The organism is Lactobacillus pasteurii DSM 23907 = CRBIP 24.76 (genome assembly GCF_000297025.1).
Classification (GTDB): Bacteria; Bacillota; Bacilli; order Lactobacillales; family Lactobacillaceae; genus Lactobacillus; species Lactobacillus pasteurii.
Window position 1 is genome coordinate 21,540 of sequence record NZ_CAKD01000013.1, and the last position, 19,699, is coordinate 41,238.

Annotated in this window: 17 protein-coding genes; 8 read left to right on the forward strand and 9 right to left on the reverse strand. The window is 38.5% G+C overall.

The window, feature by feature from the left end; genetic code table 11:
• Positions 1-24: 24 nt before the first annotated feature.
• Genes BN53_RS02785 through BN53_RS02795 form a run of 3 tightly spaced genes read right to left on the reverse strand, consistent with a single transcriptional unit; the run spans position 25 to position 3,962 of the window.
• The gene (locus tag BN53_RS02785) at positions 25-1,794 is read right to left on the reverse strand and encodes an ABC transporter ATP-binding protein (RefSeq protein WP_009559391.1); all 1,770 of its coding nucleotides are present in this window, start codon (positions 1,792-1,794) and stop codon (positions 25-27) included.
• A complete protein-coding gene (locus tag BN53_RS02790; RefSeq protein ID WP_009559392.1) occupies positions 1,794-3,521 on the reverse strand; it encodes an ABC transporter ATP-binding protein in 1,728 nt (575 codons plus the stop codon). Before BN53_RS02790 ends, BN53_RS02785 begins: the two co-directional genes overlap by 1 nt.
• Positions 3,522-3,530: 9 nt before the next feature.
• Positions 3,531-3,962 (reverse strand): MarR family winged helix-turn-helix transcriptional regulator, encoded by a 432-nt coding sequence (locus tag BN53_RS02795; protein ID WP_009559393.1) that lies wholly within the window; start codon positions 3,960-3,962, stop codon positions 3,531-3,533.
• A 235-nt stretch (positions 3,963-4,197) separates the two neighbouring features.
• Here BN53_RS02795 and BN53_RS02800 point away from each other — a divergent pair, with 235 nt between their 5' ends.
• The 3 genes from BN53_RS02800 to BN53_RS02810 all read left to right on the forward strand — a co-directional run bounded on the left by BN53_RS02800 (position 4,198) and on the right by BN53_RS02810 (position 6,533).
• A complete protein-coding gene (locus tag BN53_RS02800; protein WP_009559394.1) occupies positions 4,198-5,136 on the forward strand; it encodes a phosphate/phosphite/phosphonate ABC transporter substrate-binding protein in 939 nt (312 codons plus the stop codon).
• 177 nt (positions 5,137-5,313) lie between these two features.
• Positions 5,314-6,021, forward strand: a complete 708-nt coding sequence (locus BN53_RS02805; RefSeq protein ID WP_009559395.1) for an MIP/aquaporin family protein — start codon at positions 5,314-5,316, stop codon at positions 6,019-6,021.
• A gap of 155 nt (positions 6,022-6,176) precedes the next feature.
• Entirely contained in the window at positions 6,177-6,533 is a 357-nt protein-coding gene (locus BN53_RS02810; RefSeq protein ID WP_009559396.1) for an MFS transporter, read from the forward strand.
• A gap of 67 nt (positions 6,534-6,600) precedes the next feature.
• Here the strand turns inward: BN53_RS02810 and BN53_RS02815 are convergent, their stop codons facing one another.
• Entirely contained in the window at positions 6,601-7,062 is a 462-nt protein-coding gene (locus tag BN53_RS02815; RefSeq protein ID WP_009559397.1) for a hypothetical protein, read from the reverse strand.
• A gap of 100 nt (positions 7,063-7,162) precedes the next feature.
• Complete coding sequence (locus BN53_RS02820; protein ID WP_009559398.1) at positions 7,163-8,089, reverse strand: helix-turn-helix transcriptional regulator; 927 nt, start codon at positions 8,087-8,089, stop codon at positions 7,163-7,165.
• Positions 8,090-8,326: 237 nt separating this feature from the next.
• Between BN53_RS02820 and BN53_RS02825 the strand changes: the two genes are divergently transcribed.
• The 4 genes from BN53_RS02825 (at position 8,327) to BN53_RS02840 (ending at position 12,957) form a co-directional block, all read left to right on the forward strand.
• Positions 8,327-9,751, forward strand: coding sequence for a PTS sugar transporter subunit IIC (locus tag BN53_RS02825; RefSeq protein WP_009559399.1), 1,425 nt, complete (start codon positions 8,327-8,329; stop codon positions 9,749-9,751).
• Positions 9,752-9,923: 172 nt separating this feature from the next.
• On the forward strand, positions 9,924-10,646 hold the full coding sequence (locus tag BN53_RS02830; protein WP_009559400.1) for a GntR family transcriptional regulator: 723 nt from the start codon (positions 9,924-9,926) through the stop codon (positions 10,644-10,646).
• Between the two features lie 177 nt (positions 10,647-10,823).
• A complete protein-coding gene (locus tag BN53_RS02835) occupies positions 10,824-11,723 on the forward strand; it encodes an ABC transporter ATP-binding protein (protein WP_009559401.1) in 900 nt (299 codons plus the stop codon).
• Positions 11,716-12,957: an ABC transporter permease gene (locus tag BN53_RS02840; RefSeq protein WP_009559402.1), complete on the forward strand. Its 1,242-nt coding sequence runs from the start codon at positions 11,716-11,718 to the stop codon at positions 12,955-12,957. The genes BN53_RS02835 and BN53_RS02840 overlap by 8 nt, the downstream gene beginning before the upstream one ends.
• Positions 12,958-12,997: 40 nt before the next feature.
• On the opposite strand, the gene recQ is transcribed toward BN53_RS02840, so the two are convergent.
• From recQ to BN53_RS02860, 4 genes are all read right to left on the reverse strand, one after another.
• Positions 12,998-14,779, reverse strand: a complete 1,782-nt coding sequence (gene recQ / locus BN53_RS02845; protein WP_009559403.1) for a DNA helicase RecQ — start codon at positions 14,777-14,779, stop codon at positions 12,998-13,000.
• A gap of 112 nt (positions 14,780-14,891) precedes the next feature.
• Positions 14,892-16,016 (reverse strand): UDP-galactopyranose mutase, encoded by a 1,125-nt coding sequence (glf, locus tag BN53_RS02850; protein ID WP_009559404.1) that lies wholly within the window; start codon positions 16,014-16,016, stop codon positions 14,892-14,894.
• A 280-nt stretch (positions 16,017-16,296) separates the two neighbouring features.
• Positions 16,297-16,965, reverse strand: a complete 669-nt coding sequence (locus tag BN53_RS02855) for a type 1 glutamine amidotransferase (RefSeq protein ID WP_009559405.1) — start codon at positions 16,963-16,965, stop codon at positions 16,297-16,299.
• A gap of 149 nt (positions 16,966-17,114) precedes the next feature.
• Positions 17,115-18,131 (reverse strand): glycosyltransferase family 2 protein, encoded by a 1,017-nt coding sequence (locus tag BN53_RS02860; RefSeq protein ID WP_009559406.1) that lies wholly within the window; start codon positions 18,129-18,131, stop codon positions 17,115-17,117.
• Positions 18,132-18,526: 395 nt separating this feature from the next.
• Here BN53_RS02860 and BN53_RS02865 point away from each other — a divergent pair, with 395 nt between their 5' ends.
• Positions 18,527-19,618: a BMP family lipoprotein gene (locus tag BN53_RS02865; protein WP_009559407.1), complete on the forward strand. Its 1,092-nt coding sequence runs from the start codon at positions 18,527-18,529 to the stop codon at positions 19,616-19,618.
• Positions 19,619-19,699 lie beyond the last annotated feature (81 nt).

The window sequence follows — 19,699 nt, forward strand, 5'->3', positions numbered from 1 at the left end:
ATGCAAAAATAGATCCATTTTTGCTTATTCAAAGGCCATTTGGCTAGTGTAGAGTTTGTAATAGAAGCCTTTTTGAGCCAAAAGTTCATGGTGGTTGCCTGTTTCAATAATATTGCCGTTTTGCAAAACAACGATCTTGTCTGAGTTTAGAATCGTCTTTAAGCGGTGAGCAATTACAAAGCTGGTTCTGCCCTTAATCACGTTATCCATCGCCTTTTGAATCTTTTCTTCGGTAACAGTATCAACGTTTGACGTTGCCTCATCCAAAATTAAGAAGTCCGGATCAGTTAAAAGCGTTCTTGCAATTGAAATCAACTGTTTTTGGCCAGTTGAAAAGAGCGAATTTTCATCCGTTACCTTGGTATCGTACTTATCTGGCAAACTATCGATGAAATCATGAATATTGGCTTCTTTGGCAACAGCAATTACCTCGCCTAGACTAGCATTCGGTTTGCCATAGCGAATATTATCCAAAATAGTTCCCGTAAAGATAACAGATTCTTGCAAAACAATCCCTACATTGTTGCGAAGCGACTGCAAGGTTAAATTGCGAATGTTTTTTCCATCAAAAGTGATACTGCCGCTGTCGATGTCATAGAAGCGATTGAGCAAATTCATCACTGTCGTCTTGCCTGAGCCAGTTGGACCAACTAAGGCAACAGAATTGCCCTTATCAACGTCAATTGAAACGCCATGCAGGATTTCTTTGCCTTCTTTATATGAAAAGTGCACATCCTTCAAGGAAACGCCTTGTTCTAGCTTAGTCAATTCTTGACCATCTGCAACTTGGTCTTCCTCTTCTTGAGCTTCAACGCGAGCAAGTCTTTTTGCACCAGCAATAGCTAGTTGAATCATTGAGTAGATTGACGTTACTTGGGTCAATGGGAAGAAGTAATTTTGTGAATATTCGACAAACATTACGATCAATCCAAGTCCAACCGCCTTAGTTACTTCGCCGCTCACAATCATGTAAGCGCCGTAGCCGATTACGATCGCAAGGTTAAGCAGCGACAATCCATTCATCAATGGGAACAAGATGCCTGAATAGAATTGCCCCTTGAACATGGCATCTTTAACTTTTCCGTTATAGCCCTTAAATCCCGCAATTGAATCTTCCTGCAAGCCATTGGCGATAATGACTTTTTGACCATTGATCTGTTCGTTGATATAACCGTTTAAGTTAGAAATTTCATCCTGTTGCAAGTCAAGATACTTCTTGGCTTTTTTCATAATCCAAATGCTCAAAATTAAGACAAATGGCGTAGAAATAATAGTGGCAATGGCTAATTTGACGTTGATCATAAACATCATGATGACCGTGCCAATTAAGCCAATTGATTGAGCAATTATTTCAAAAACGGCATTGTTTAGCGCGTTATAAACATTATCAAGGTCAGAAGTGAACAAGGACAAAAGCTTACCATCTTGATGATTGTCGAAATAGCGAATGGTCATTCTTTGGAATTTGCCAAATAGATTCTTTCTCATATGGTTAGTTGCATGAGCATTGAATCTAGTAGTGATAATCCAAGAGATGAACATCGTAATAATCGATAAAGCGTAAAAGGCAATCATCTTGCCTAAAGCCGAATAAAAGTCAGCAATGTTGCCCTGGTTATGGAAGCCGCTTGAAACAAAGTGCGTCAAATCAGTCACGGCATTTCCGAGATATTTTGGCGCAATAATATTGGCAACGTTAGAGATTAGCGACAGAAGCACTACCGTCAAAATCCCCTTCCAAAATGGCTTTAAGTAGCTGACAAAGTATTGCCAAGGCGTTTTTTGTTTTTGCATTACAGGTCACCTCTCTTTTCTTTGGCTTTTTGAGTTTGATAGATTTCTTGATAGATTGGGGAACTCTTAAGCAATTCTTTGTGTGTTCCTTGAGCGACCAATTTTCCTTGATCTAGTACCAAAATCTTGTCAGCATGCATGACTGAGACAAGTTTTTCGGCAATGATCACCGTTGTAGTTCCAGTCAATTCTTTTTCAAGGGCTTGTTGGACCTTCTTTTCAGATTCGGCATCAAGTGCTGAAGTTGAATCATCCAAAATCAAAATCGGTGCCCCACTAATCAAGCCACGAGCAATCGACAAACGCTGCTTTTGACCACCTGATAGGTTGGCAGAGCGTTCTTCTACTTCATGATCGTAGTTATCGCTATAGCGCTGAATAAACTCCTGCGCTTGGGCCATTTGGGCTGCTCGCTCAATTTCATAGTTTGTTGCTTCGCTATTTCCCTGCTTCAAGTTGCTCTTGATTGTTCCAGAAAAGAGGATCGCCTTTTGCAAAACAAAGGCCACAGTTTTGCGCAAAGCCTCTTCGGATACTTCTCTTAAGTCAGATCCGCCAATCTTAACCTTTCCGGCTGTAGGGTCATAAATGCGGGCAATCAATTGAGCTAAAGTTGATTTACCTGAACCAGTTGCCCCAATAATTCCGATCTGCTCGCCAGCATTAGCTTTAAACGAGATATGTTCCAAAGTTGGATCAGTATTTCCTTGGTAAGTAAAGGAAACATCATCAAATTCGATTGAACCAGCCAAGGCAGATTTTGGTACTTTTTCATTGAAAACTACGTCTGGCTTAGTATCCAAAACTTCTTTAATTCTGCGTAAAGAAACATTACCTCTAGTGAAAGTCATCGAAACCATTCCAACATTCAATGAGCAAAATAGCAAAGTCAAAATGTAGTTTAAGTATGGCGAGATAACTGCAACATCGGCCGGATGAGACTTGATACTAGTACCAATTAAGTAGGTTACTAAGGCAATGATCAAATAGCCCATCAATAAGAAGGCTGGCATAATCGTTGAGAACCAGTAACCAATTTGCAAGTTATATCCGTTCAAACGGTCAGAAGTCTGGTCGAATTTTTTGACTTCTTGATCCTCTTGATTGAAGGACTTAACTACTCTTACCCCTTGCAAAGTTTCCTTAGCTTGAGTAGAAATTTCGTCCATTGTACCCTGGAATTTTTCAAAAACTATACCCATTTTCTTCAAGACCCAGCTCCCGATAAAAATGATCAGGCCGGTCATCAATAAGGTAGCCCACCAATATCGAGGAATAGTAATAATTGAGAAAATAATTGAACCTACAATCAAAATTGGCATTCTCAACAATTGTAAAAATAGGTTCATCAATAAGTTAGTCACCTGGTTCATGTCGTTGATCAATCTAGTTGTCAAAGAACCTGTTGAGAAATATTCGATATTAGCAAAAGAAAATGATTGAATCTTGCTATAAGTCGTCTCTCTTAGATCACTAGTAATGTTTTGGGCAAGCTTAGCTGAATAAAAAACGCTCAAGATACCACTAGCAATCGAAACAATTGCCAAGATAATCAACCACAAACCGTCATTGATTACTCCGGAAGTTTGATCCTTGATTAAAGCTTTTTGAATATTTTCCAAAACGCGTGGCTGGAAGAGACTAGCAAAGGCTGAAATAATTACAAAAACTGTTGTCAGTACTACATCCCGCCAATACTTCTTAAAATATGGCAATAATATCTTCATTGAGTTCGCCTACCTTTCTTTTAATTCAGTCCAAAAGATTTCGTTCCATTCTCCAATTAGTTGATTGAGCAAAACGGCCTTGTCTTTTCCCATCTTTTGGGTAATCTTGTCTTCGATTTCAACCAAAGGCATGACCTTCTCCTTAGCAAAAGCCATCCCTTTAGACGTTAAACGGCACCATTTAATGCGGCTGTCGCTTTTATCGACAAACTGTTCAAGATAGCCATGTTCTAGCAAGCGGTGAATACCCTTGCTGATGCTTTGCTTAGGAAAGTTTGACCTTTTGACTATTTCAGTCAAAGTCATCTGATCATGCGTCAATAATTCGTAGAAAACAATGGTTTCATAGTCCTTAAAGCCATGTTTTTTGCTCCAATAGTGATATGCATGAGAGATGCTTATGGAGATAATATTCAATTCTTCAGCTAGTCTTTCTTGCATTCAATTCGCCGCCTTTTGTCTCTATGTAGACTAATTTTTGTAATTTTAGTACACACAGAGACCATTTGTCAATTATTATGCCCTGATAGTTAGGCTGGTTTTATTTATTTTACCAAAAATCCGTACATTTTTGATACACTACATTAAAATTATTCATATTTACTGTTGACGAATGAGTCATTTCTTGCTATAACAAAATAGCACACATTATTAAGCAATATTTTGGAGGCATTTCATGAAGTTTAAAAAACTTGTCGTCGGTGCAGTAGCATTGCTTGCTGCCACAGCGCTAGCAGCCTGCTCAAATGGCAGCAAAAGTAGTAGCAGCTCAAGCAAAAAGAGCTATGAACCTAAAGTGCTAAACGTACAATTTGTTCCAAGTACTCAAGCCAATACTATCGAAGCAAAGGCTAAGCCGCTTGAAAGCATGCTTAAGAAGAAACTTGGCATCCCAGTTCACGTAACTGTTTCAACTGACTACAACGGTTTGGTTGAAGCTATGGCATCAAAGAAAGTTGATGTTGGCTTTATGCCACCTGACGCTTATGTTTTAGCCCATAAGCGCGGAATCGCTGATGTATTGTTGCAAGCCGAACGCTACGGCTACGACGAACCAAGTGGTAAGCTCAACAACAAGTTAATGCATGCCTACCGTGCCATGATCATCGTTAAGAAGGGCTCAAAGATCAAGTCTTGGAAAGACCTCAAGGGCAAGAAGATCGGTATTCAAGACCCAACTTCATCTTCTGGCTACGTCTTCCCTATCGTTGAACTTTACAAGAAGGGCTTAAACGTAGTTAAGGACGCTAACCTTGTCAACATCAAGGGTGCTGACCAAGCTGTTTTATCAGTTTACAACGGCGACGTTGATGCAGCATTTGTCTTTGCGGATGCTCGTACCATTGCGGCTCACGATGAACCAAAGGTTATGAAGGATGTTGTTCCTATCTACTTCACTAAGTGGATTCCTAACGATACAATTTCTGTCAGAAGCGACTTGTCTAACAAGTGGCGCAAGAAGATTGCTTCAGCCTTCAAGGAAATTATCAAGACCAAGAAGGGTAACCAAATGATGGAAAGCATCTACAACCACTATGGTTATGTTGACGCTAAGGACTCTAACTTCAACACAATTCGTGAATATCAAAAGGTCTTAAAGAAGATCGATAAATAATTTTAAAAGGATAGCTGAGATATCTCAGTTATCCTTTTATTGTTCGGATTTTTCTTTATTGACAAAAATTATTTTATTTTCTCCACAAAATATAGATCTGAAAAGGCTTTCCTACTTTCATTTTTTGAATATTTTCGGTAAAATCTTTTTGTCAGTTTATTTTATGGAGGATTTTTTATGTCAGGATTTCTAGGAGAATTCTTAGGTACTTTTGTACTTATCATCTTCGGTGTTGGTATCGGTGCCGGTTTCAACTTGAAGAAGACTTATTCAAACGGTTCTAGCTGGTTAGCTTTAACCTTCGGTTGGGGTATGGCTATTACCTTTGGTGTTTATGTTGCTGCTAGCTTCGGTGCTGAAGGACACTTAAACCCTGCTGTTACATTAGCATTTGCTACATTCGGCTACTTCCCATGGAGCGAAGTATTGCCATACATCTGCGGACAATTCCTTGGTGCCTTCCTTGGTGCTACTATGGTAATTATTCACTACTACCAACACTTCAAGGAAAGCAAGAGCCCTGCAGAAGGTAATAGCGTTGGTATTTTTGCAACTGGTGCACCTATCTACAACGGACTTAACAACTTTATCAGCGAAATTATTGCTACTTTCATGTTAGTATTCGTTTTGCTTAACTTAGGTGACTTTGATAAAGGCTTGAAGCCATTCATCGTTGGTATGATGATCATGGTTATCGGTTTAGGTTTAGGTGGTGTTACTGGTTTTGCTATGAACCCTGCTCGTGATTGGGCTCCTAGACTTGCCTACACTATTTTGCCAGTTCCAAACAAGTCAGACGCTAACTGGTCATACGCTTGGATTCCAATGTTTGGACCTATCGTTGGCGCATTCTTGGCAGCTGGCCTTCAAACTTTGCTTAAATAGCAATTAATAAGATTGATTAATACGGAAACCACTTCGGTGGTTTCTTTTTATTTTGCAATTGATTAAAAAACCTGATTAATTCCGTTCATTTGTTTTATGTTTTTAAACCGCTTTCACTATGTAATTTATTATTATGGTTTGAAAGGATTTAGATCATGGAAAAATCTAGAACTAACAAGGGAATCAACCGCCTTTCCCTCAGCCTTTATCTCAACTACATTGCCCATGGATTCGCTCTCTTGATTGTGGCGCAAAATATGACTGCCTTAAGTGCTGCCAGTGGCATCATGCAAGCAGCCTTGGTTGCCTTCATGAGGCTTTACCCTCAGCATCGCGGATTAGTAACTGGCGTCTTTTACTTCTTTGGTTCAATTGCTTCATTTACGGTTCCAATTATTACGGGTAAGCTTTCCACTAATTCTATTGGCCTAGCATTTAGCTGCGATTTAATCATTGCAATCGTTGCTTTAATCTTAGCCACCATCTTGCATTTGCTATCGAAAAAACAATAATTCAAGCAAAACAAAAACCTATTCGATTCAGATACGCTTTGTATCCTCTAGATCGAATAGGTCTTTTTTAAAAGTTAAAGCTTCTCATGTATGCAGGCTTGAAGCGGTGGTCTAAGAATCCTGCTCTAATTGGCGTAATTTCTAAGATGCGCAAATCTTGCTTGGCTTCTTCTAAATTATCTTCATAAATTTCGTACAAGTATGGATTCTTCTCGAAGACTTCTTCTAGATATTCATGTTCCAAATTCTTAATCTTACCTTGAATTGAAAAACCACAAGAATCCATGGTGCCATCACCCTTATAGCCGTTAACCAACACTTTTTCTTGGCTCATCAAACTAGCAAAGAATGGATTCTTGACACTGGTAGTCATGTAAAGCTTGCCATCTTTATTCATTAACATGTCGCAAACCTGTGCAGCAGGCAAGCCGTTTTTAGTTACTCCTGAAACTACTACGTTATGGATTTCATCAACTACAAAGTCTAAAAATTCTTGGTTGCTTGTTTGGTCATTTAAATATGATGTCATTGTTCTACCTCTTTATTTTTACTCGCTACTGATATTTTCTTCTTGTGATCATTATGCCAAAAAATACTGTCAGATAGTGACACCTTTATTTTAAAGCGCATTAAAAGTTATGATTGAGCATTTCAAGCACCCGTTTTAAGTATGCCTGCCGCAATTCGTCTGGTTTAATATTATGAATCTCTGTCGCAAAAGTAATTAAATAGTCGACCAAAAAATCAAAGACATGCTTATTGTAAGTTCCGATTAATTGCAACTGCTGCTTATTTTCCACCAATTGCATATTTGGATAAGGATTGCGCAAAAAGTGGGCCTTGCCCTTCTCTGTCAGATCTACGCTAAAACGATTACCACGAGCGATCTTATCCCCCGCTTCAGCAAATTGGGCAAGCTCATCCCTGCTATATGGCGCCTTAAGCGACTTTAACAACTTAAAATCATCAATCTCATCTGTTCGATAATTCCACCAATTGCTAGTTAATAGATCTAACCCTGCACAAAACCAATATCCATCTCGGTAAAACAGTTGATATGGCTGAAGCTGCACCTTTTTATCATGATAGTCTAACTCAACTACCCGGTCTTTTAAGATCGCTTGCAACAGTTGATCGAGGTTTCCTGAATAAGATACTGCCGGAATATTGTAAAAAACCACCACTTCTTGCGCTTTTTCAACCTGCACTTTGCTAGTGTCAGATAAATTCTTTAGTAGCTTATCGCGAATCTGACTAAAGGATCTAGTAAATGGTGTCTCTGACATAATCGTCATTGCCTTAAGAGCAAAGAAGATGGCGGTGATTTCTTCTTGACTAAAATATATCGGCGTCAAGAGTTTAGTTTGCATGAGCTGATAGCCTCCACTTCGACCAGGGGTTGAATAAAAGGCCATACCTAATTCTTCTAAAGCTTCTAAATCCCGCAAAGCCGTTCTTTTTGATATTTGAAATTCATTCATCAAATCTTGCAGGTTAAAGCTTTTTTTATCAGATAAAAAGATCAATTCTTGATTAAGACGGGCTGATTTTTGCATTTTTCACCTCAATAAGTGTCATTTTTTGTCACCTATTATAACAAATATCATTGTGTCAAAAAAATAAAAATGCTTACATACGCCTATTCTAATTAGATTTCTTTCTCCATCTTATTTAAAAATATATATTTTTGTTTTAATTAGTGTTTACTTTGACAATTTTTATGCTATACTTTATCCGTAAGCTTTTGAAAGCCTTTACAGGAAAATCTAGTTTTTATCTATTGGAGGATAATTATGTCACAAGAAAAACCGTCAGGTTTCAGCAACTTTATCAACCAAAAGTTGCTACCACCAATCATGAAGTTTGTTAATACCAAAGCAATTGTTGCTTTGCAAAACGGAATGATTTACTCATTGCCATTTATCATTATTGGTTCTATTTTCTTAATTTTAAGTAATATTCCTATTCCAGCTGTATCTAATGCAATTAACGCATCAGGTTGGGGCGCATTCTTCAGCCAAGCTTACAGCACTACCTTCTCCTTAATGGGTCTATGGGCAGCTATCGGTATTGCCTACATTTACGTTAAAAACGAAGGATATGAACCTCTTGCACCAGGTTTGACTTCTGCAGCTATCTTCTTGATGTTGCAAAACTTGTCAGTTGATAACCCTATGCTTGGTGCTTTGACAAATGGTATTGCTTCTGGCAAATCTACCATGGCTGCTAAAGCAGTTACTGCCAACATTGATAAACTTCCTCAAATCATTCAAGACTACATGAAGTCACCAGTTACTGGCGTTATTAACACCAAGTGGCTTGGTGGTGACGGTATGATTGCTGCCATCTTAGTTGGTTTGCTTGTTGGTTGGATCTACAGCAAGATCATGAAGGCTGGTTGGACTATTAAGTTGCCAAAGCAAGTTCCAGCAGCTGTTTCAAACCAATTTACTGCTATGATTCCATCAGGTATCTTACTTACTGGCGGTATGTTGATTTACGCAGCATTTAGCACTTTTGCTCACTCCGACTTCCTTACCTGGATCTACAATACCCTACAAATTCCTCTTCAAGGTATCTCTGACTCCTTCGGTGGAGCATTAGCTATCGGTTTCTTAGTTCCATTCTTCTGGTTCTTCGGTGTTCACGGTGGTTTGATCATGGGTTCCCTTGTTGCTCCTATGCTTCAAGCTAACACTGCTGACAACGCCAACCTCTTCCACGCTGGCAAGCTTACCTTAGCTCAAGGCGCACACATTGTTACTAACGAATTTTACAACAACTTTATTAACTTAACTGGTTCAGGTATCACCATTGGTTTGATTATTTTCATCTTCGTAGCTGCAAGATCTAAACAATTGAAAGAAATTGGTAAGCTTGAATTAGTACCAGGTCTTTTCAACATTAACGAACCATTCCTCTTCGGTTTGCCAATTGTTATGAATCCTTTCCTCGTAATTCCATTCTTCTTAACTCCTGTTGTTGTAGCTGCTTCAACTTACCTAGTTATCAGCACTGGAATCGTACCACCACTTAACGGTGTTGCAGCCCCTTGGACTACTCCTGCTATTATTTCTGGTTTCCTTATCGGTGGCTGGAAGATGGCTATCTGGCAAGCATGTACTTTACTTATCTCCACTTTAATTTACTGGCCATTTGCTAGAAAGTACGACAAGATCTTACTTGAACGCGAACACAAAGCAGCAGAAAGTAAATAGTTCAAATAAACTCAGAAGATAACTCTTCTGGGTTTATTTTGCTTCACTTCAAGATAAAAAATCATCATAATAATATTTACATCTATAGCATTTGGTTATATTCTTTACTAAGAAAATTTTATTTTAATCAGCACAATTTGAGAGTTTAATCGCACAGAAAGTGGGTATTTTTATGCCAACTGCTAAATATATACAAGTAGCGCAAGAAATTAAAAAAAGAATCAAATCTGGACAATATCATCCCGACGAGCTTTTACCTGATCAGGAAACTCTAGCTAAAGAATTTGGCGTCAGCCGGCTAACAGTCAAAAAGGCCATCGATGGCCTTGAACGCAAGGGATTAGTTTACAAACAATCTGGCCTTGGAACCTATGTTTCAGCTCCTATTCCAATTAAATCTAAAACTGATACCCCAGCCAACTTCTTCATGGGCTTAGATACAGAAATGGGCAAAGGCCGAGTAACTAGTCAGGTATTGCACTTCACAGTCGAATTCCCTAGCCCAGAAATCCAAAAAAACCTCTCCCTCAAGAAAAATGAACCCGTGTATGACATTATTCGTTTAAGACTGCTTGATGGAGAGCCATTTGTGATTGAGCATACTTTCATGCCACTCAAGACCGTACCAGATCTTGATGAAGAAATTTTGAGCAAATCGGTTTACCACTACATTCACCATGATCTTAATTTGAAGTTTGGCCGAGCTTATCGGCGAATCTTAGCTTCTAAGCCTGATGATCTTGATAAGAAGTTCCTTCATGCAGCCCCAGATGACCCAATGCTTGAACTAGAGCAACTTGTCTGGCTGACTAACGGTACCCCGGTTGAATATTCTTACAGTCGTTCTCGCTATGATTCACGTTCTTACACCGTATTTGAAAATAATCGTTTCTAAAAATATGTCTAATTCTGTTGAATTTCAGAATTAGGCTTTTTTTATACCAAATTCGAATGTTTAAAATATTGCTTATCAAAATAATGTAAAATATCTTTGCTTTGATGCATTATCATGATACAATTTCAATATAAAATACATACAAAAAGTTTATTCATAAATATTTGGAGGGTCACTGTGTTAGAAATCAAAAATCTAAACAAAAAATATGGCGATAAGCAGGTTCTATTTGATATCGACCTTATCGCTAAAGACGGCAGAATCATCGGCTTAATTGGAAAGAACGGCTCTGGCAAAACGACCCTATTCCATAGCATTTTAAAATTCGTCAAGTATCAAGGTGAAATTAAAATCAATGGCCATGATTTCTCCCCAGCAGACTACAACCAAATTGGCTATTTGCCTGAAGAGCGGAGTCTGTTGCAAAAATTGACAATCTATGATCAAGTTAGATTTTTAGCTAGTTTAAATGGACTTAAAAATCAAGAGACCAAGGCTCGATTAGACCAGTGGTTTGATAAACTTCAAGTCAAAGGCAAAAGTAGCGACAAGATCAAAACACTCTCAAAAGGTAACCAACAAAAGGTACAATTAATTGCTACTTTAATCCATGACCCTTCCCTTGTGATCTTGGATGAGCCATTCAGCGGACTAGACCCAGTAAACGTCGACTTAATGAAGAAAGTTATCCTTGAGCTCAAAAAGCACGGGGCAACGGTTATCTTTTCAGACCACAATATGGGCAACGTTGAAGAATTGTGCGATGACATTATCATGATCAATAATGGCCATGTGGTCCTTAATGGCACGATTAATGAAGTTAGAGAAAGTTACGGTCTAACTAGATTATTTATTAGAACCGACAAGTCTAAAGAAGAACTAGCTCAATTGCCAGGCGTTGAAGAAGTGCATCCCCTTAATGATGGAAGCTACAAGTTGATTTTGACTGATCAATCATATGGCCCTGAATTGTTCCAAATTCTTTCTTCTGGACAATATATCCGTACTTTTTCTCAAGAACCACCAACTCTTGAAGAAATTTTCAAACTAAAGGCTGGAGGCAAAGAAAATGAATAAGACTTGGATTGTTGCTAAAGAAACTTATCTAAGAGCCGTTAAGAATTGGTCCTTCCTCTTGATGGTCTTGTCGCCAATTATCTTTATCCTTTTTAGTGCTGGAATTGGCTATATATCTGGCAAGAATACCGCTAGCGCTTTTGAAAGCAGCACCAGCGATAAAATCGGCTTAATTAGCTCACAAAAACAAGTAACTGCGAGTTTAGGCAAGCAATATAAATCATACGATAATATTGCCCAAGCAAAAAAAGCCTACCATAAAGAAAAAATCAAAGGATATCTTGAAATAAAACAAGAAAATGGCCAACTTCATGCCACTTACTATAGCGATAAGAGTCTTTCAGCTGAGGAAAAGCAAGCCTTGCAGATTCCTTTGAATACCATTCAGCAAAATAAAAATGTGATCGAGGCTAAACTGAGCCAAAAGCAAATTCAAAGCTTAAGCAAGCAGGTTATTTTCAATGAAAAGATCAGCTCTAATAAGGCAAAAGATCAAAAAGAAGGACAAAAATTCGCCAAAAAAGCCGTCTTCTATGTTCTGCTCTTTGGTCTTTACTTCATTGTCTTAACTTACAGCCAAATTATCTCCAGCGACATTGCCAAGGAAAAAGGTACCAAAATTATGGAAATCATCTTCTCAAGTATGCCTGGAGAGAACTATTTCGATGGAAAAATCATCGGTATTATCGGCGAAGTAATCACTCATATCTTGATTTATGTCATCTCAGGCCTGGCTGGTTACTACATCCTACTGAAAACCGACTTCTTTACTAGCTTCATCAACCAAGCTAAGCCATTCTTAAATGAAATCATGGCTAACTTCTGGTCTTGGAGTTTAGTCTTCGTTATCTTGGATATTTTCCTATTTATCGTCTACTCTGCTATTTGTGGTGCCTTGGTCAATAAGGCAGAAGATGCTAATAAAGCTGCTCAGCCACTAACTATTTTGGTTGTAATTGGCTTTATTTTGGGAATTACTTTTGCTAATAGTCCAGACAATCCACTAATTGTTATTAGCTCATACATTCCATTTATTTCTTCATTCACGATGCCATTGAGAATCATTTCTGGCGATGTTGCTAGCTGGAAGATCTTTATCTCAGCTGCCATTCTAGTGATTTTTACAATTGTATCCTTCATCGCTATTCGTCGCTTCTACCCAAGACTAGTTCTTCAAACTGACGAAACTAGCTTCTTCAAGCGAATCAAACGAGCTTTGCAAAGCAATAAATAAATTTAAAAAGCTATGTCCCTCATTTGGAACATAGCCTTTCTTATTTTTGCAAGTATTCATTGATTACCGTCAGCATTTCCTGACCATAATTTTGCATTTTAGTTTGACCAACGCCACTGATTTCGAGAAATTCAGCTGGCGTTTTTGGTTTGACTTGCGCCATTTCATACAAACTCTTATCCGAAAAAATCATAAAGGCCGGTACGCCCTGCTTTTTAGCAAGTTCGAGTCGTTTTTCTTTTAAGATGCCAAAAAGCGCCCCTTCAACAGATTGCTGGTCAAATTCTCTATGAGCTACAATCTTGCCTTGGCTACGTCTAAAGACCTGCAATTTTCCATCTAATACATCCCAGCCTGAATTAGTCACGCGGACTAAAGGATACTGATCGTTAGTTGTCTCTAGCAAATCTTTCGTAATCAGATAATTGATCAGACTGTTTACCTCAGTTTGAGGCAATTTTAGCGAGCCATAATGTTCAAGCATCTGAGCACCAATTTCTTTCATCCGCTGACTCTTTGAACCAGTTACAGCTTGGGCTACCACACTCTTGCCAAATCGACCATCAAGCTCGTAAACCATGGCAATAACCTTTTTTGCCTGAGTCGTCACATCTTCCAATTTTCTTTGGTCTAAGCAGTTGCTGCACTTGCCGCATGGCGGGCAATCTTGACCGAAATAGCGCACGATAAACTGCTGCAAGCAATCTTCCGTATTAGCATATTGCGTAATAACGGCCAATTTGCTGTACTGGGTCTTTTTATATTCATCTTCAGCCTCTGACTGATCGATAAACCAGCGATATGTCGCTGAATCTCCCGGATGATAGAGCATAACTGCCTCACAAGCTGATCCATCTCTTCCAGCTCGTCCGGCTTCTTGATAGTAAGACTCAATGTTGCTGCTACTGTTTGCATGAACGACAAAGCGCACATTGCTCTTGTCGATCCCCATGCCAAAAGCATTCGTTGCAACAATTACCTGAGTGCGATCAAACTGAAAGTCATCTTGAACCCTCGACCGCTCCTTATTATTCATCCCGCCATGATAACTAACAGCCTTGATGCCTTTTTTGCATAAAAAATCAGTCAATGCCTCAACTTTTTTGCGTGTGTTTGTATAGATGATACCAGGCTCTTCTTGGTGTGCATTAATATAATTATAAATATACATATCCGTATTTTTTGGCGAGTTGACCAATTGGAAGCTAAGATTGGGTCTAGCAAAAGAAGTAATAACAAAATTCTGCTGGGGAATATCTAATTGCTTAGCAATATCGGCCTGAACATTAGGCGTTGCTGTAGCTGTTAAAGCTAAGATATTTGGACGCTGCCTGAGCGAATTGATTCCCTCTAATATCTGCCGGTAAGCTGGCCGAAAATCATGACCCCATTGAGAAATACAGTGGGCCTCATCTACCGCAACCAGAGAAATATCAAGGAAGTTTAGCTGATAGCGAAAATAATCCATCGCCAGTCGTTCGGGCGTCAAATAGAGCAACTTGATTTTTCCTTCATATGCCTGACGCAAAATGGGATTTACTTCTTTTTGTGGCGTAGTCGAATTAAGCGCTGCTGCTTCAATACCATTTTGATGCAGAGAATCAATCTGATCTTTCATCAAGGAAATCAAGGGCGAAATAACCAAAGTTACTCCCTCATTGATCAAGGCAGGAACTTGGTAGCAAATCGACTTGCCTGCTCCTGTTGGCATAACCGCCAAAACATTCTCTCCATTGAGTACCTTTTTGATTACTTCCTCTTGTCCTGGCCTAAAATTTGTATATCCAAATGTTTCTTTTAAGACAGTCTGTGGATTAGTCATTCAAACCTCTAAAAACCCTATTATATCAACGTTTTCGTCGATGTTTCACTACGTATAACTTAAACATGGTTAATAATTCAATCATGTAAGCGATTATCTAAACTTATATGGACTAGATTTTTGTTTCACCGCTTGAAAACAAGCTATCTGTCAGTAGTAATGCCTGTTGAATCACTTGATCCATATTGTAGTATTTATATTGACCAAGCCGGCCGCCAAAGATTACCTGCTTATCCTTTTTAGCCAATTCTTGATACTTGGCAAACAAATCATTATTGCGCTGATCATTTACTGGATAATATGGCTCATCGCCTTGCTTCCAGTTTGCTGGGTATTCTTTGGTGATAATCGTTTTGTTTTCATCGCCTTGGCCAAATTCGAAATGCTTATGTTCAATCACTCGGGTGTATGGCGTTTGGCTATCAGTATAATTTACAACGGCATTGCCTTGGTAGTTGCCGATTGCTAATTCCTCAGTTTCAAACTTCAAGGAGCGATATTCCAATTCGCCCAATTGATATTGATAGAACTCATCAATCATCCCAGTAAAAATTACTTGATCATATTGCTCTAAGTATTTATCTTTTTGGTCAAAAAAGTTGGTATTCAATTGCAGCTTGATCTGATCGCTAGCAAGCATTTGCTTAACTAAATTAGTATATCCGCCAATTGGAATGCCTTGGTAGTCATCGTTAAAGTAATTATTGTCGTAAACAAAACGCACTGGCAAACGCTTGATGATAAAGGCTGGCAAATCTGTGGTCTTCTTGCCCCATTGCTTTTCAGTGTAGCCTTTGATCAATTTTTCATAGATATCCCGGCCAACTAGCGAAATTGCCTGCTCTTCTAAGTTATGTATTTCTCGGCCAGCCATTTCAGCTCGCTGCTCTTTTAGCTTATCCATTGCCTGCTTAGGTGTTTCAACGCCCCACATTTGGTGGAAAGTATTCATATTAAAGGGAAGATTATAAATTTCGCCATGGAAATTGGCAATCGGACTGTTGGTATAGCGATTAAATTTTGCAAATTGATTGACATACTTCCAAACTCGCTCGTTAGAGGTGTGAAAAATATGAGCACCATATTGATGAACCTGAATACCATCAACTTCTTTGGTATAAACGTTGCCAGCTAAGTGATCGCGCTTTTCAATAACCGTTACATTATGTCCATTTTTGGCTGCTTCATGGGCAAAAGTCGCACCAAATAAGCCTGCTCCAACAACTAAATAATTCATAAAATCAGCTTTCTGTATAAATTCTTATCCTTAACTATAAGAAAAAACACGGATAATAACAAGCTTGCGCAGAATGTTTTACTATTTTTAGTTTTTAATTGTAAGCGGACACAAAAAGTGTTACATTATATCTAAGCGCTTTTCTCACTAGCAAGGCGTATTAAAACTCTCTAGTTAAATACTATTTAGACGAAGACACCATTTTATGGTGTTTTTGATTTTAAAAGGTGTCTGTAAGATATTTCCAGACACCTTTTTCTTTATTTATATTCTAATTAACCTACTTAGTAATTTGATCAAGTAGTTTAGCCATCAATCCAGCATTTTCTGATGGTACGCCATGATCCATAATCTCCTGAGGGCTTTGCTTTAAATCGTTATGGTCTAATGTATAATCTCCATCATTAATTACCATGGTCCGGACATCTCGAGTAAGAGGTTCAAAGTGGAATTGCAAGCCCATTACGTGCTTGCCATAGATGAAGCCTTGATTTTGATGCAATTTGCTTGAGAAAATTAGCTCTGCTCCTTGAGGAAGTTCAAACATTTCCTCATGCCAATGCAAGGCCATCGCCTTTTCAGGGAAATCAACTAAAGTATCCCCAATTTTAGCAACTTCTGCCCAGCCCACTTCCTTATGAGCTGCCTTAGTAATGTTAGCGCCAAGACATTTAGCAATCTGCTGCGCGCCAAAACATGCCCCGTACATTGGCTTATCTTCTTTTAGTAGCTCCTTAATCAGCTCACGCTCTTGTTTAATCCATAAAAAGTCATCATTTGGACTCATTGGTCCGCCTAAAATAACTAGCATATCTGTTTGGTCAGCTGATGGCAATTTGCCAAATTGAGCTGGGTGATAGATATAGGCCTCATGGCCATTGTTGTCTGCCCAAGTTTGAATCGATCCAGGTCCTTCGCTTGGAGTATGTTGCAAAATATTGATTCTCATAAAATCCCCCCTAGTAAAAAGAACGGCAACGCGCCGTTCTTTGGAGTTTGTGAATTATTACTAGATAAATTTGTATATAACGATAATATATTTCCTAGTTGAGTTCATTATACCATGCTTGTGAAAAAATAGCTTCCAAAAAGCTCGGCCTAATTAAAACCGTAAATCGCATGGGCTGCTAGATATAGACCACTAGCAATCTTTCGTCCAGGCTTGCCTGGTAGATTCAAGAAAATTCCTAGTAGCCGATGCTTAAAGCTTCGATATAATTTTGGATTATGCTTTCTTAAGTAAAGCCACAATTCTTCCTTAACGCGTAAATACTGCTCATCTTTTCCGCGGATCAGGATAATTGAAGAAATTGCCATCACAATTTCGAGATAAAAGCGCATATATTTAGCCATTGGTGCTTTAGGATCGATATTTTTGCTATAGAAATCGATCATTCGCTTATTTACAAGCAATTGTTGATCAATCTTTCTTAGCATCACACTTTCATTAACCGATTGATCGTCTCGGCCAATGAAGTAATGATATAGATTAATATCAAAATAAATCATCTTGTTGACGTATTTAAGTGGTTCAAAGACGAAAATATTGTCCTCGTACGAAACATGCTCAGGCAAACTGATTTGGGCTTCTTTAGTTAAAAGTGTCCGGCGGTAGATTACCGAATGCATCATAAAGTATTGTCCAAGTTTCAAATGTACGCTTTTCCAACCAAAGACTTTAGCCTGTGGCAAATTAGGAAAACGAATCACTTTATTTTTCTTGACTGCAACTCGGTCGTAAACGTAGTTAGTCAAAATCATGTCTAGCGTAATTTGCTTTTGCTCTAAATCGTTAATCAAAGATAGCAGCTTATTCAAGCCTGAAACGTCTAGCCAGTCATCACTATCGCAAATCTTGATATATTTGCCGCTAGCCTGCTTAAGCCCATTATTGATTGCTCCGCCGTGACCTCGATTTTCTTGATGAATCACTTTAATTATTTCTGGAAAACGGGTCTGATATTCATCCATAATCTGACCAGTTCTATCTAAAGAACCATCATCAACCAAAATAACCTCAACCTGCTTTCCAGCCACAACTAACGAATTGACGCAACGTTCAAGGTAGTCCTGTGAATTGTAAGCCGGAACAATAATACTTAATATCTTTTCCAATGTATTTTTCAATCCTTCTTAGTACTTTATCAAAGAATATCAGATTTAAAGCAACTAGTACACAAAAAAGAAGGCGTACTTTCCATGCCTTCTCGAGTAATAGCTATAAAAGTTGAAATTAACTTTATAAGAATTCTAACACCTACCCGACTTATTCCCAAACAATATGCTCAAATTCAAGATCTAGTGGTATATGCCAAATTTATTCTCAAAATCTTGTATGTGAAACTAATTTTTTTGAAAATTTTTTTGATCTAACACAATCCCCGTGATAACGGGATTAAATTAATTTAATCCCTCTCAGTGAAACACATTATCTAGTATTAGTGCTTTGACACCGATACCAAATATTGTTATTATCCTTTTTGTTATTTAACACAGGGAAGGAATTGAATATGTTTAAGACAAAGAAAGTTTTTTCATTAGCAGGAATTGTTATTGCCTGCGGATTGGTTTTGACTGCTTGTTCTGGTAAAAAGCAAGGTGGCTCGGGCAATAGCAGCTCAAATGCGAAAAATTCAGTCGCTTTAATCACGGATGGCAATGGGGTTAATGACCACTCCTTCAATCAATCTGCTTGGAATGGATTTTTAGCTTATGGTAAGGCTCATAACCTTTCACGCGGCAAAAACGGCTACCAATACTTCCAAACCAGTGGCCCATCTGATTTCGTTCCTAATATTGATGAAGCAGTTAATGCCGGCTACCAAACTATTTTCGGCGTTGGCTACAGCTTAAAGGATGCAATCAGTTCAGAAGCCAAAAAGTATCCTAAGAAGAACTTCGTTATTATCGACGATCAAATCAAAGGACAAAAGAATGTTGCTTCCGCAAACTTCAAGAGTCAAGATGCTTCATATCTAGCTGGCGTTGTTGCAGCTAAGACTACTAAGAGCGGCGTTGTTGGCTTTATCGGTGGTGCTCACGGCGATATTGTAGATCTTTTTGATGCTGGCTTTGCTCAAGGCGTGAGAGATACCGCTAAAAAGATGGGTAAAAAGATTACAATTTTGAACCAATATATTGGTAATTTCACCAGTTCTGACAAGGCTAAATCAATCGCCCAATCAATGTATGCCAAAAAAGCAGACATCATCTTCCATGCTGCTGGCGGCGCCGGAGACGGGTTATTCCAAGAAGCTAAAGCTCTTAACCAAACCCGTCCTGCTGATAAGAAAGTTTGGGTTATCGGGGTTGATGTCGATCAATCAAACCTTGGCAATTACAGCGCTAAAGGCGGACAAAAGTCCAACTTTGTTTTGACTTCAGTAATTACTGGCGTCAATGTTGCAACTAAGAAAATTGCTGACCTTGCTTACCAAGGCAAGTTCCCTGGCGGCAAAGATTTGATCTTCGGTTTGGAAAACGATGGTGTTTCTATTACCAATGGTCAAGTTTCTACTAGCGCATGGAAGGCAGCTCGACAAGCTCGCTGTCAAATTCTAAAAAGCGAAATCAAAGTAGCTATTCATCCAAAAAACAATTAAAAAACATTATTTAGAAATATAAGTATTTAAAGCGCTGTCATTATAAAATCTTTTTATAGCAGTAGTTTGCAATTGAAAAAA